The sequence below is a fragment of the Ornithinibacillus gellani genome, from assembly GCF_003730295.1.
Classification (GTDB): Bacteria; Bacillota; Bacilli; order Bacillales; family Amphibacillaceae; genus Ornithinibacillus_A; species Ornithinibacillus_A gellani.
Map to the genome: position 1 here is coordinate 98,060 of NZ_QTSZ01000053.1, position 13,571 is coordinate 111,630.

The 13,571-nt window shown below is 41.3% G+C and carries 12 protein-coding genes; 7 read left to right on the plus strand and 5 right to left on the minus strand.

The genetic code is table 11. The annotated features are described in order from the left end of the window. The first annotated feature begins 5 nt into the window (after window positions 1–5). The 4 genes from DX933_RS17950 (at window position 6) to DX933_RS17965 (ending at window position 3,898) form a co-directional block, all read left to right on the plus strand. Entirely contained in the window at window positions 6–1,502 is a 1,497-nt protein-coding gene (locus tag DX933_RS17950) for an aldehyde dehydrogenase family protein (protein WP_123317809.1), read from the plus strand. 44 nt (window positions 1,503–1,546) lie between these two features. Next, on the plus strand, window positions 1,547–2,719 hold the full coding sequence (locus DX933_RS17955; RefSeq protein ID WP_123317810.1) for a saccharopine dehydrogenase family protein: 1,173 nt from the start codon (window positions 1,547–1,549) through the stop codon (window positions 2,717–2,719). Between the two features lie 75 nt (window positions 2,720–2,794). After that, window positions 2,795–3,562: an IclR family transcriptional regulator gene (locus DX933_RS17960; RefSeq protein ID WP_123317811.1), complete on the plus strand. Its 768-nt coding sequence runs from the start codon at window positions 2,795–2,797 to the stop codon at window positions 3,560–3,562. Window positions 3,563–3,574: 12 nt separating this feature from the next. Further along, window positions 3,575–3,898 (plus strand): DUF3870 domain-containing protein, encoded by a 324-nt coding sequence (locus DX933_RS17965; RefSeq protein WP_123317812.1) that lies wholly within the window; start codon window positions 3,575–3,577, stop codon window positions 3,896–3,898. A 173-nt stretch (window positions 3,899–4,071) separates the two neighbouring features. Here the strand turns inward: DX933_RS17965 and DX933_RS17970 are convergent, their stop codons facing one another. The 4 genes from DX933_RS17970 to mreBH form a co-directional block, all read right to left on the minus strand. Beyond that, complete coding sequence (locus DX933_RS17970; RefSeq protein ID WP_123317813.1) at window positions 4,072–5,520, minus strand: NAD-dependent succinate-semialdehyde dehydrogenase; 1,449 nt, start codon at window positions 5,518–5,520, stop codon at window positions 4,072–4,074. A gap of 52 nt (window positions 5,521–5,572) precedes the next feature. Beyond that, the gene (locus tag DX933_RS17975; protein WP_123317814.1) at window positions 5,573–6,775 is read right to left on the minus strand and encodes an acyl-CoA dehydrogenase family protein; all 1,203 of its coding nucleotides are present in this window, start codon (window positions 6,773–6,775) and stop codon (window positions 5,573–5,575) included. A 12-nt stretch (window positions 6,776–6,787) separates the two neighbouring features. Beyond that, on the minus strand, window positions 6,788–7,939 hold the full coding sequence (locus tag DX933_RS17980) for a CaiB/BaiF CoA transferase family protein (protein ID WP_190279592.1): 1,152 nt from the start codon (window positions 7,937–7,939) through the stop codon (window positions 6,788–6,790). Between the two features lie 784 nt (window positions 7,940–8,723). Next, the gene (gene mreBH / locus DX933_RS17985) at window positions 8,724–9,731 is read right to left on the minus strand and encodes a rod-share determining protein MreBH (RefSeq protein WP_123317815.1); all 1,008 of its coding nucleotides are present in this window, start codon (window positions 9,729–9,731) and stop codon (window positions 8,724–8,726) included. 619 nt (window positions 9,732–10,350) lie between these two features. Between mreBH and DX933_RS17990 the strand changes: the two genes are divergently transcribed. Beyond that, window positions 10,351–11,148: a CAP domain-containing protein gene (locus DX933_RS17990; protein WP_123317816.1), complete on the plus strand. Its 798-nt coding sequence runs from the start codon at window positions 10,351–10,353 to the stop codon at window positions 11,146–11,148. A 62-nt stretch (window positions 11,149–11,210) separates the two neighbouring features. Here the strand turns inward: DX933_RS17990 and DX933_RS18780 are convergent, their stop codons facing one another. Next, the gene (locus DX933_RS18780) at window positions 11,211–11,339 is read right to left on the minus strand and encodes a hypothetical protein (RefSeq protein ID WP_263363209.1); all 129 of its coding nucleotides are present in this window, start codon (window positions 11,337–11,339) and stop codon (window positions 11,211–11,213) included. A 524-nt stretch (window positions 11,340–11,863) separates the two neighbouring features. Here DX933_RS18780 and DX933_RS17995 point away from each other — a divergent pair. Next, window positions 11,864–12,859, plus strand: a complete 996-nt coding sequence (locus tag DX933_RS17995; RefSeq protein WP_123317817.1) for a glutaminase — start codon at window positions 11,864–11,866, stop codon at window positions 12,857–12,859. 27 nt (window positions 12,860–12,886) lie between these two features. After that, the gene (locus DX933_RS18000) at window positions 12,887–13,558 is read left to right on the plus strand and encodes an SOS response-associated peptidase (RefSeq protein ID WP_123317818.1); all 672 of its coding nucleotides are present in this window, start codon (window positions 12,887–12,889) and stop codon (window positions 13,556–13,558) included. Window positions 13,559–13,571 lie beyond the last annotated feature (13 nt).

Here is a 13,571-nt window from a genome sequence, read left to right on the forward strand (position 1 = left end):
CAGATATGGAATCGTTATTGGATGTAAAACAGCTAACCAACTATATCAATGGGGAGTGGGAAGAAGCAAAAGGTGATTTCGCACAAGTGAAAAACCCAGCAACGGGGGAAACCATTGTTGAAGTACCGCTTTCGACTGCAGATGCGGTTGATCAAGCTGCAGCTGCGGCGGAGATTGCGCAGAAGGAATGGGCGCTTGTTCCTGCCCCGCAACGTGCCGAAGTATTATATCGAGTGGGAACGATTATGAAAGAACGTAAGGAAAAATTATCAAAGCTATTGACGATGGAAAACGGTAAGGTATTAGAGGAAGCACGCGGTGAGGTGCAAGAGGGGATCGATATGGCCTTCTATATGGCTGGAGAGGGAAGACGTTTATTTGGTCAAACAACTCCAGCAGAATTAAAAAATAAATTTGCCATGAGTGTGCGTGCGCCTATTGGTGTAGTAGGAATTATTACGCCATGGAATTTTCCTATTGCCATAGCGACTTGGAAGTCCTTTCCCGCGATTGTATCCGGGAATGCCGTGATATGGAAGCCAGCAACTGAAACGCCAATTATGGCATATGAGCTAGCGAAAATATACGAGGAAGCTGGTCTGCCGAAAGGTGTGCTCAATGTTGTCTTCGGCAGCGGTGCAACGGTAGGTGATGCGATGGTACATCATGATACCATTCGCGTTATTTCCTTTACAGGTTCCAATGAAACAGGCAGAAATATTGCTGCTGATTGTGGGCGTCAATTGAAGAAAGTTTCCCTCGAAATGGGTGGAAAAAATGCGGTCATCGTGATGGATGATGCTGACCTTAACTTAGCTGTGGAAGGAATTCTTTGGAGTGCATTTGGAACGAGCGGGCAACGTTGTACGGCTTGTAGTCGTGTCATCGTCCATGAGTCTGTAAAAGAAACTTTGGAAGAACGTCTTCTTGTCGAAATGGAAAAGCTGACGATTGGTGATGGTCTAGATGCCGTCAATAAGGTTGGCCCAATTATCAATGATGCAGGTATAGAAAAAATAAAGAAATATATAGAAATTGGTAAAGATGAAGGTGCTAAATTATTAGCTGGTGGAAATCAAATGACAGATGGAGACTTTGCTAAAGGCCATTATTTTGCACCAACTTTATTTACAGATGTCACACCCGAGATGCGAATTGGCCAAGAGGAGATTTTTGGTCCAGTCGTGTCGCTGATTCCGGTGAAGAGTTTTGAAGAAGCAATCGAAGTGAATAATGGAGTGGAGTACGGACTTTCCAGCTCAATCTTTACGCGTGATGTCAATCGGGTGTTTCAGGCACAGCGTGATTTGGATACAGGAATTGTTTACGTGAATGCCGGGACGACCGGCGCAGAAATTCATTTGCCATTTGGTGGTACAAAAGGTACCGGAAATGGTCATCGTGATTCTGGTGTGCAAGCATTAGATGTGTTTACGGAATGGAAGGCAGTATATGTAGATTATAGCGGCAAGCTGCAACGGGCACAGATTGACGTCGAATAAAATCTTTATAGGAAGTCTTACATTTTAAATGAAGAGGTGAGCATATGAAAGTAGGGGTATTAGGATCAGGCTTAATGGGAAAAGAAGCTGCAAGGGATTTAATTGCTAGTGAAGGTGTCACAGCTGTGGGATTAGCGGATATTGCATATGAACGTGCCGAACAGGTCGTCCAAACGCTTGGTTCTGCCAAACTTACGGCATATCAGGTGAACGCCAATAATGAAGAGGAATTAGCTGCATATATGGGGCGGTTTGATGTCGTCATTAATGCTTTATTTTACTCCTTTAATGAGATTGTTGCGAAAACAGCTATTCGTGTTGGGGTTCATTCAGTTGATTTAGGCGGACATATTGGCCATATGACAGATAAGGTATTGGCGCTTCAAGCGGAGGCAAAGGCTGCAAATGTGACGCTCATTCCTGATTTAGGTGTTGCACCGGGAATGATTAATATTTTATCTGGCTATGGGGTAACCCAGCTAGATGAAGTAGCAGCAATCAAGCTATATGTTGGCGGAATTCCGGTTCGACCTGAAGCACCTTTGGAGTATAATCATGTCTTTTCGATGGAAGGTGTTTTTGACCATTATACAGATCCATCCTTAATTATTCGAAACGGAGTAAAACAGGAAATTCCGTCCTTGTCAGAAGTGGAACGAATATACTTTGATCGTTTCGGACCGTTGGAAGCCTTCCATACGTCAGGAGGAACATCAACCTTATCTTTAAGCTATCCACATCTGGAGACATTGGAATATAAGACGATACGCTATCCGGGCCATGCGGAAAAATTTAAATTGCTTGTTGATTTGAATCTGACTCGAATGGATTATGAGGTAGAAGTAAACGGTCATGCTGTGAATCCACGAGAAGTATTTTTAAAGGTGTTAGATCCGATTGTTGAATTAGGGGAGAAGGATGACGCAGTACTATTACGTGTGCTCGTGTCAGGACAGAAAAAAGGTGAGCCAATGACACACGCCTTTGAAATGACGACGTATAAGGATCGGGCACATCAAGTAACTGCGATGGCGAGGGCAACTGCGAATACTATTTCTGTCGTTGCACAGATGATTGGTAATGGAACCATTTCTAAACGGGGCGTGTATCCACCAGAGCAAATTGTACCAGGTGCAATATACATTAAAGAAATGGCAAAGCGGGATGTCCATATTTTAGAACATGAAGCACAAGAAAAGATACATGTGAATAGTTAATTTTCTCCCCTATCCCCCCTGCAGCTGCGGGGGGATTTAACCAATTAAAATAGCGACAGATGAGAGGTCATGTATATGAACCAAAGTGTAATCAAAGCGCTAAGCTTGCTTAATTTATTTTCCGAAGAGACACCTGAACTTTCACTAAAGGAAATTTCTGTCCGTGCATCCATTCCAAAACCTACTGCCTATCGCCTGTTAACAACGTTAGAAAGAATGGACTATTTGTATAAAATTAAAGAAAATGAGCATGACAGCCGCTATCGGCTCGGCCTAAAATTATTGGAGTTAGGTCATATGGTTTCCAACCAACTGGAGGTTCGTGAAGTGGCCTTGCCTTATATGCGTCAGCTCGGAAAAGAAATTAATGAAGCAATTCACTTGGTAATCATTAATCATGATGAAGCTATCTATATTGAAAAAGTAGAAAGTACAAAAGCAGTTCGCTTGTTTACCAGGATTGGTAAAAGCTCTCCACTTCATATTGGCTCTGGACCTAAATTATTATTGGCCTATTTACCATTAGAACGACAAAAGCGGATTATGGAATTGATATTAAAAAGTGACCAACAGTTGAATAAAGATAAAATATGGCGGGATTTGAACTTGATCAGAAAACGTGGTTATGCATTTAGTGAAGGAGAACAGGATAAGGATACAACTGGGCTTTCCTTTCCTATTTTTAATTATCGTAATCAGGTGATCGCTGCTTTGACTGTGAGTGGACTGACGAGTTATTTTAAAGGTGTGCACCTCGAACGGTTGGTTACACTATCCAGGCAAACAGCCATTGATATTTCCAATCAACTTGGTTATCGCGAACAGCAATTGACAGAATATTGATGGGGGGAGCGTATGAATACGGTTTTTATTGCAGGACATGCCCGATTGCCATCGGGAATGGCTGCTAAAAGTATTTATGATACCTTAACAATTACAGCAGAAATTGATAAAAAATACGCCGTAATTGTGACCGCAAGCTGTACGCTTGCAACAGACCATGGACGTGATTATGTGGAGCAGCTATTGCGTGGCTATAGCTTAAGAGACGGCATTGAAGGACCTGTACAGGAGGTGAAGGAGCATTATCGTGGTAAAGCAGGTAATGCGCTTGCCTCTGCGTTAAAGGATTTATACAAGCAATATGAATTGTTTAAAGGAAATGCCCAATCGTCTTAGACGCTGGGCATTTTTAGGTATATTATTTAAGTGAAATTTTGATAAACGTAATGTGAACAAGAATCCTTTGTCGATAACAGGTGAGAAAACTTTTTCTTCAAGCGTTTGGAGGGTAAAGCCAAGCAAGATAGGAGATGAATCGCCTTTAGACAAAGGAATGGTTTAGCAATCGTTTAATCTCGGTTTACACCAATGGATACAAATTTTTGTTCAAGAAACGCTTCCATTCCATGATGCCCGCCTTCTTTACCGTTACCAGATTGTTTGATGCCTCCAAATGGAGCTTCAGGAACGGCTGGAAAGACATCATTAATTCCGACGATGCCAAAATCCAGCTTTTCTGCTGCTCGGAAGGTGCGACTCGTATTTTCTGTAAATACATACGCTGCTAAACCATAATCCGTATTATTGGCTTTTTGGAAGACGTCTGTTTCATCTGTAAAGGCTTGAATTGGAAATAATGGTCCAAAAGTTTCCTCTTGCATGATGACCATATCATCAGTAACATTCGTTAAGATGGTAGGCTGGTAGAAATGTCCTTTCAAATCGCCTTGCCATTTGTCGCCACCTGTAACCATTTCAGCCCCTTTTGCAAGTGCATCTTCCAGTTGATTTTGTACCTTTTCAATAGCTGCTTGATTGATTAATGGACCAAGATCGACGTCTTCCAATCCTGAACCAATCTTCAATTGTTCGACCTTTTGTTTTAACATTGTAGTGAAATCATCGATAATGGCTTCATGAATATAGAGTCGGTTCGCACAAATACAGGTTTGCCCATTGTTCCGAAATTTGCTGAGTAAGGCTAGGGTAGTGGCTTTTTCCAAGTCCGCATCTTCAAAGGCAATAATAGGTGCATGACCACCAAGTTCCAGAGCTACTTTCTTCACATGCTCTGCTGCTTCACGCATTAAATATTTACCTACCTTTGTGGAGCCTGTAAATGTTATTAATCGAACCGTTTTATTCGTTAGCAGTTCTTGACCGATTTCCTCCGCATTACCAGTCACTAAATTTACAACTCCGCTTGGCATGCCAGCTTTCTCAAATATCCGGACAATTTCAATTGCAGAAAGCGGTGTCTCTGGCGAAGGCTTTAGCACAACGGTACAACCTGCTGCGAGTGCAGGACCAAGCTTTCTTGTAATCATTGAGCTTGGGAAATTCCATGGGGTGATTGCGCCAACAACGCCAACTGGTTGTGGAATGACTAGCATTCGCTTGGAGCGGACGGAAGATGGGATCCATTCGCCATAGCCTCGGCTTGCTTCTTCTGCATACCAAAGTAAAAAACTGGCAGCACCCTTCACCTCACCAATAGCTTCTTTTAAGGGCTTCCCTTGTTCTAAGGTTAATATTTCTCCTAGACGCTCTGCATCCTCCATCATCATTTCGGAGGCTTTATAGAGAATACGAGATCGTTTTCTACCCGTCATTCCGCTCCAGACCGGAAATGCTTTGGCAGCTGCTGCAATTGCTTCTTTTGTTTCCGCAGCTCCTCCATAGGCAACTTCAGTCAGAGGCTCTAATGTTGCTGGATTGTAAATGGTGTCCAGCTTGGCCGGATCCAATGTTCGCCAGTTGCCATCAATATAAATACTTTTTGTCTGTTTTTCTATCATATGATGAGCCCTCCTTTTCTAGATTAATAGACTGTTTTACAGATTTCTAAACTTACACATGTTCACCGGTAGGCTCCCAGGCAGGCAGCATGTTATTCAGTTTTTTATCTTTACGGTAGCCAAGCACGTATTCTGCTTGCATAACCGTATGAATCTCTCGGGTTCCTTCATAAATAACCGGGGCCTTCGAATTACGTAAATAACGTTCCACTGGATATTCATCCGAAAAGCCATATGCACCATGAATTTGCACTGCATCATCGGCAGCCTTATTCGCAAAGTCACAAGCCTGCCACTTTGCCAGTGATGTTTCGCGTGTGTTCCGTTTGCCTTGATTTTTCATTTCGCCAGCACGATAGACGAGCAGACGGCTCATTTGCAGCCCAGCTTCCATATTAGCAATCATTTGTTGAACGAGCTGATGCTTCCCAATTGGCTTGCCAAAGGTTTCCCGCTCATGGCAATATTTCACACTTGCTTCCAAGGCAGCCATAATTTGACCAACGGCTCCCGCTGCAACTGTAAAGCGGCCATTGTCTAAGGCTGCCATGGCAATTTTAAAGCCTTCACCTTCCTCACCAAGTAGATTTTCTTTTGGAACACGTACATTTTCAAAGAATAATTCACCTGTATTGCCCGCACGAATGCCTAATTTTCCTTTGGTAGCCTTAGAAGAGAAGCCTTTCCAAGTCCGTTCTACAATAAAGGCTGAAATTCCATGATGTTTTTTTGATTTGTCCGTATAAGCAAATACAAGAAAATGATCGGCTGTGTCACAAAGGGAAATCCATGTTTTTTGTCCATTTAAAATATAATGGTCTCCATCTTTATCCGCGGTCGACTGCAAGGAAGCAACGTCAGAACCTGCACCTGGTTCCGTTAAACCAAATGCGCCAATTTTTTCGCCTTTCGCTTGGGGAATGAGGTAGTTGTTTTTTTGCTCCTCTGTTCCCCATTGCAGCAAGGTCATACTATTTAGTCCGGTGTGAACGGAAACAGCAGTCCGGAATGCTGTATCGCCACGTTCGAGTTCCTCACAAACAATCGCAAGTGCATTATAATCCATGCCACTACCACCGTATTGTTCAGGGATACAGACTCCCATCAATCCGAGATCAGCAAGTTTAGGAATGATGCTCGCATCGAATTGTCCTGCACGATCCCATTCTGCCATGTTGGGCATAATTTCCCGATCAACAAAATCCCTTACCGTTTTACGAAGCATGACTTGTTCTTCTGTGAAATCAAAATTCATAAAAACATCTCCTCAATCTATATTTGGTTTTTCACCTAAAACCTCTTCATTATGTGCCCCAGCTTCTGGTGGAGGCTGGCGGTACGATACAGGCGTACGAGACAGCTTTAAAGGACTACCAACCATTTGAATCGAACCTGCTGTTGGATGGTCCATGCCTACAAACATCTTTCGTGCTTGCAGCTGAGGGTCATTCACTACCTGCTCCATATTTTGGATCGGCCCACAGGGGATATTATTGCTTTCGCATTCCGCTTGCCAGTGGGCAGTTGTTTGTAATAAAAATTGCTCCTGCAGTAATGTAGTAATCAATTCACGATTAGCAACACGATCAGGATTCGTGCGAAAGCGCTCATCCTTGCTTAGCTCTGGTTTATTTACGATGCGGCATAATGCAGCGAACTGGGTGTCATTTCCAACTGCGATTACCATTTCCCCATCTGAGGTCTGGAAGGTTTGGTATGGAACAATATTGGCATGCGTATTTCCAAGCCTCGTTGGAATTTTTCCCGACATGAGATAGTTGCTTCCGATATTCACGAGCGCGCTAACAGCGGAGTCATACAAGGAAATGTCCAGTTTTTGTCCTTTACCAGATTGCGTTCGCTCCAATAATGCTCCTTGGATACCGATACATGCATACAGACCGGTTAATATATCCGTAATGGCAACACCTAGCTTCTGTGGTCCAGAAGTTTCATCACCGGTAATACTCATGATGCCGCTCATCGCTTGGATGATAAAATCATAGCCAGGGATTTGTTGATATGGCCCAGTTTCCCCAAAGCCGGTAATGGAACAAAAAACAATTCCTGGATTGATTTCCTGTAATACGTCGTAATCAAGTCCAAAGCGTTCCATCGTACCAGTTTTAAAATTATGGATGATGACATCTGCGTCTTTAACCAATGATTTAATGGTTTGGATTCCAGCCTCTGACTTCAAATCAACAGTAATGCTTTTCTTATTACGATTGGCACATATATAATATGCACTGACACCAGATTGAAAGGGGGGACCCCATTTACGGGTATCATCACTGCCGCCTGGTGCTTCTACTTTGATAACCTCTGCACCCAAATCCCCCAGGATCATCGTGCAATATGGACCAGCCAGTACGCGAGATAGATCAAGAATACGAATATGCTCCAACGCCCCAGTCACCATATCACTCCTTTCTGTATGATTAAGCTTGACTTCTGCCTGCATTAAAAAAAGCCAATTCAAATCAACCGCATGTATGCAGCTGAATCAAACTGGCTTCCATCTGTTTTCATGTTGCTGCCCGGATAGGGTCTAGCACAGATTAGGCAGTGTGTATAATAAATATATGACGTATGATCATGCGAGATGAGCGTGGAAGCGCCTTAAGCATGATTCTATTCTTTATTATAATGTATTCTGAAAATATTGTAAACGCTTACCGTTTATAACGGAAGTGGTAATGAAAATTGAGCCAGATAATAACGGAAGGATGGCGCGTGATTAATATTCCTCCTTGCTGTTTTCATTTTAAAGGATGTGACTGCTGCGAAAAGGAGAAAATGGAGTAAGATATATCGCCTTTAAGTGATGTGAGATTGTGTTTTCCGGAAATGGAGTAAGTTAAATCGCTTTTAAGTTACGCGAAATCGTTTATTTTCTAAAATGGAGTAAGTTAAACCGTATTTAAGTTATTCGAAATCATGATTTTATGAAAATGGAGTAAGTTAAACGGCATTTAAGTGATGTGAAATCGTTTATTTTCTAAAATGGAGTAAGTTAAACTGCATTTAAGTTATTCGAAATCATATTTTTATGAAAATGGAATAGGTTAAACGGCATTTAAGTTACGCGAAATCATGATTTTATGAAAATGGAGTAAGTTAAACACGTTTAAACTAAAGTGGCAGGCTGGGTTCTGTACTAAGAATCCAGCCTGCTTAATAAAGTTTGATGAATGCTGCCTTTATCTTGCTGCTTTTTGTAATTTATTAATCATTTTTAATGCTTTTCCCGTTCCAATGGCAACAGATTCCAATGGGTTTGGAGCAATATGGACCGGCACGGAAATTTCAGAGGATAGCCAGTCTTTCATTCCATGCAAAAGTGAGCCACCGCCGGTCAAGACAATCCCATGGTCAACAATGTCGCCGCTTAGTTCTGGTGGGCAGTCTTCTAGTGTTGCCCGGATGGCTTCCAATATTTTTTCCAAGGATTCCTTCAATGCATCGTACACTTCATTCGAAGAAATTTCTACTGTTTTAGGTAAACCAGTTACCATATCACGGCCACGGATTTCCATTTTTACTTCCTTATGGTTAGGGTGGGCATATCCAATTTCCATTTTAATATTTTCCGCTGTCCGTTCCCCGATTAAAATATTATAATGTTTGCGGATATATTGAATAATTTCCTCATCCATTTTATCGCCGCCGACACGGGCTGAATTAGAAGATACCACCCCACCAAATGAAATAATACCTACTTCGACCGTACCGCCGCCAAGGTCAACAATCACATTGGCAATTGGTTCGTCTACTGGCAATTCTGCGCCAATAGCAGCTGCTACTGGTTCTTCAATAAGATGTACTTGTTTTGCTCCGTAACTTGTAATGGCATTGTGAATTGCACGACGTTCAACGGTTGTGCTGCCTGTAGGTGTACAAACCACGACAACAGGCTTCCGCATGGACAAGCCCATTTTTTTACTGACTTTTTTAAGTAGTTCTTTTAGCATTTGTGCGGTAACATCATAATCGGCAATCACACCATCCTTTAATGGACGAATCGGTACGATGTTTTGTGGTGTTTTTCCGACCATTTCCTTCGCTTCTGCACCAACAGCTACAATTTTTTTCGTATTAATATCAATTGCCACAACAGCTGGTTCATTTAATACGATACCTTTATTTTTTGAATAGATAAGTATATTCGCAGTTCCTAAGTCAATTCCGATTTCTGCAGTTGATAACATTTTATTGTTCCTCCAATGATGACTGATTTCAATTAAATCATATTTTTTACATCTATCATTACTTTTTATAACGTTTATTCCAAAAAGTAAACTGGAAAGTACCGGGAAAAGTGTTGTATTGTTTCCGTGTTGTGTCAGCTCTTGCCTATCATAAAGCAGGTGTATCAGCCTATTTCACTTCCATTATATTCATATGTCATTACTTAGAATGAACTCCATTTTTCCCAGGATAGAACTTTTGAACTAAAGAGAATTCAAATGACTTCCTTTAATAGACATGCTAACTCTAAAATAAGGCATGACAAGGGTTGAATCAAGTAACATTTCCGTTACAGAATTTAGTTCTTTGTAATATAAATGCTTTTTTGGGATGGTTGTCAAGCGCTATTTTATAGCATTATTTCCCATGCGTGCGCTCACTTTCCAAATTAATTTGTTTGACGTGGAAGGGGAATCCCTATAACAGGTATGGGGATAACTCACATACATAGAACGCTTTCAGTTTTACATTTTCATAGTGGAAAATTGCGCCAAAAATATTACAAAAAACACGTGATATAGTAATCTTGCAAGTTAGCAGCACCACAAATTTTCTATGAAAAAGGAGAGGTAGAACAAGATGTTCAAGAAAATAGGAGCAGTAACCGCACTATCTGCAGCATTACTTTTTGGAGGTGCTTTTCAGACATCCGCATCTGCTCAGGCAGCAGATACGTCTGCAAACACCACTTTATATAAAGTTTCTGTTAATGGAGGGCAGTGGCAACAATTAGATAACTTTGATATTCAATCATTTATCAAACAATATGTTGCTAAATTCCAGTGGAAGAATCAGAATAATAATTGGAAGCAAGAGCATTCCACACAAACAGAAAAGCCACAGGCAGAAAGTAAGCCAGTAGAAAAGCCTGCTGAGAAACCGGTTGAAAAACCGGCAGAAAAGCCAGAGGTTGAAAAGCCAGCTCAAAATCAAACACAAACACCTCAACCGGAAAAACAGCCGGAACAACAAGAAAAGCCGCAAGCTGAATCATCTGCGTTAAATCAGTTTGAACAAGAGGTTGTGGAGTTAACCAATAAGGAAAGAGCAAATTACGGTTTAAAACCACTTCAAATTGATGAGAATTTAAGTAAGGTTGCTCGTGAGAAATCTCGCGACATGGCAGTTAATGGTTACTTCTCACATAACAGCCCAACTTATGGATCACCTTTTGATATGATGAAAAATTGGGGAATCCAATACAATTCAGCTGGTGAAAACATTGCAAAAGGCCAACGTACACCACAGGAAGTAGTAAATGCCTGGATGAATAGTGAAGGGCACCGTGCAAATATTTTGAACGGCAGCTTTACACATATCGGTGTAGGTTATGTTGAAAATGGGAATGTTTGGACACAACAGTTTATTGGGAAATAAGCTTTATTAAAAAACTCTGACAGGCATCGTGTGCTGTCGGAGTTTTTTTTCTGTTGTTACTGTTAAAATCCGAAAAGCTGTTCTACATCTTCATTTAATAGCATGCCGTTCGGAAACGGTTTTAACAAGTGATTGTGTACTCCAACAAAATCATCGGCAAGTCCATCTCCAAACAAAAACGAAAGATACATTTATGAACTGCTGCCATAGACTTGAGTTGCTTCAAATATGATAGAATATAATGCTGGTATTTGGCAATGTATGAAAAAGCTCGGCCAATGTTTGTAGTTTTCTTCCATCTAGGCAATTAATAAATCTTGGAAGCCCAGTTTGTGTAAAAAGAAGGATTCATGCAAGTCATAACACTTCCAAACTTGAAAAATAGGATAGGATGTGTCAATATGATGAAGCGCTTTCATGGGGCGGATAGACTTTGTAGCAACTCGAATGCGCTTATGGTTGCTAGTTTGTATTATATCGTATATATTTTGGATAAATATATCTAGATTCAGAAGAGCGTATGGTTTGGAAACATTGTCCAATGCTTGTGTTTATAATAAGCGTAGTCTTGCGTAGCTTCCACCTTTGTTATGACATAGGTAGTATGCCCATTATGGAACGGACGATATATCACATCAGCGCATAAGTTAAATATGAGAAGTAATTCTGAATAATAATAGCTACATGAAAACGATTCATGGGATTGGAGGCATAAATGGTACAAGGAACAGCAAATTGGAGTACAGAACAAAACAAAGAATGGCTTCAACAATATGTTGATGATTGGGTTGCGTTTTATCGGAAGCATACGAAGGAAGGTAAAGTTGCTTCCTATATCCCATTGTTGGGGGAGGCGAATCCATCTCATTTAGGTATTACCATCTTAGGAAATAATGGCTTGAAAATTAATTCAGGTGACGTTGATATTCCATTTACGATCCAAAGTATTTCAAAGGCTATTAGTTTTATCGCAGCATGTATGGAACGTGGCGTAACCTATGTACTTGATCGTGTCGACGTGGAGCCTACTGGCGGAGCGTTCAACTCGATTATGCACTTAGAAATGAATCGGGTGAATAAGCCGTTTAACCCATTTGTAAATGCTGGCGCAATTACCGTAACTTCTATGCTGGAAGGAAAAACGTCTGACGAGAAGCTGCAATCGATTTTTTCTCTTTTGGAAAAAATGCTCGGCTATTTACCGGAAATTAATATTGATGTTTATGAGTCGGAACGAGATTCTTCCATGCGCAACCGGGCGATTGGCTATTACTTATTGGAAACAGGTTTCTTAGAATCAGATTTAAATATTACGTTAGAAACCTATTTTAAACAGTGCTCAATAGAAATTACGGTAGATGATCTCGCACGGATTGGACTAATTTTGGCAAATGACGGGGAAGACCCAGATTCGGAGGAGGAAATCATTCCACGGCAAATTGCCAGAATCGCCAAGGCCCTGATGCTAACCTGTGGCATGTATGACGCATCGGGAAAATTTGCTACTTATGTAGGGATACCTGCAAAAAGTGGGGTTTCCGGGGGGATTATTGCCATTGCACCTCCACGTGTACGTCATGAGGAATTACCATTTTTGGACGGATGTGGGATTGGTGTCTATGGACCTGCATTAGATGAGAAAGGAAATAGTGTTGCAGGTATTCGACTTTTAAGACATATTGCATCACAATGGGATCTCAGTGTATTTTGAGTTTCCTTAAGAAGGGAGTGGGGCATTATTTGTGGACGATATACACTACTTGCTGATGAATTGGAAATTATGGAGGCATTTGGTTTGGAACAACCGATTGAATCCTATCACACGAGTTACAATGTAGCGCCTGGGCAGGATGTGCTAGCTATTATTCATGACGGCAAGAAAAAACGTGCCGGTTATCTGAAATGGGGACTCGTTCCATCCTGGGCAAAAGACGAAAAGATTGGTTATAAAATGATTAACGCAAGAAGTGAAACGGCTCATGAGAAGCCAAGTTTCAAGTCACTAATGGCAACGAAAAGATGTTTGATTATTGCTGATAGCTTTTACGAATGGAAGAAGTCAGATGTGGGAAAACAGCCAAAGAGAATTCAGTTGCAGGACAGGAAGCTATTTGCCTTTGCTGGTCTGTGGGATAAATGGGTGGAAGATGACAGTGGTCGAGAATTATTCACTTGCACGATGCTAACTAAGGATGCGAATGAATTTATGCAGGATATCCATCATCGGATGCCTATTATGTTGCCAAAGGATCAAGAGGATGCTTGGATTACACCAAGGCGATTTGCACCTGTTGAAGCGAGCCGTTTTTTACAGCAGCTTGAAATGGAATCATTGACTGCTTATGATGTGTCCAGCCATGTCAATGCAGCTAAAAATAATGATGAAGCTTGCATTGCACCAATTGTATAAGTAGAAAAAAACG

Bases quoted from the DNA above. Each gene is read 5' to 3' on its own strand.
- DX933_RS17960 (WP_123317811.1), top strand. From the start codon at position 2,795: ATGAACCAAAGTGTAATCAAAGCGCTAAGCTTGCTTAATTTATTTTCC.
- DX933_RS17990 (WP_123317816.1), top strand. From the start codon at position 10,351: ATGTTCAAGAAAATAGGAGCAGTAACCGCACTATCTGCAGCATTACTT.
- DX933_RS17965 (WP_123317812.1), top strand. From the start codon at position 3,575: ATGAATACGGTTTTTATTGCAGGACATGCCCGATTGCCATCGGGAATG.
- DX933_RS17975 (WP_123317814.1), bottom strand. From the start codon at position 6,775: ATGAATTTTGATTTCACAGAAGAACAAGTCATGCTTCGTAAAACGGTA.
- DX933_RS17970 (WP_123317813.1), bottom strand. From the start codon at position 5,520: ATGATAGAAAAACAGACAAAAAGTATTTATATTGATGGCAACTGGCGA.
- DX933_RS18780 (WP_263363209.1), bottom strand. From the start codon at position 11,339: ATGTATCTTTCGTTTTTGTTTGGAGATGGACTTGCCGATGATTTTGTT.
- mreBH (WP_123317815.1), bottom strand. From the start codon at position 9,731: ATGTTATCAACTGCAGAAATCGGAATTGACTTAGGAACTGCGAATATA.
- DX933_RS17950 (WP_123317809.1), top strand. From the start codon at position 6: ATGGAATCGTTATTGGATGTAAAACAGCTAACCAACTATATCAATGGG.
- DX933_RS17995 (WP_123317817.1), top strand. From the start codon at position 11,864: ATGGTACAAGGAACAGCAAATTGGAGTACAGAACAAAACAAAGAATGG.
- DX933_RS17955 (WP_123317810.1), top strand. From the start codon at position 1,547: ATGAAAGTAGGGGTATTAGGATCAGGCTTAATGGGAAAAGAAGCTGCA.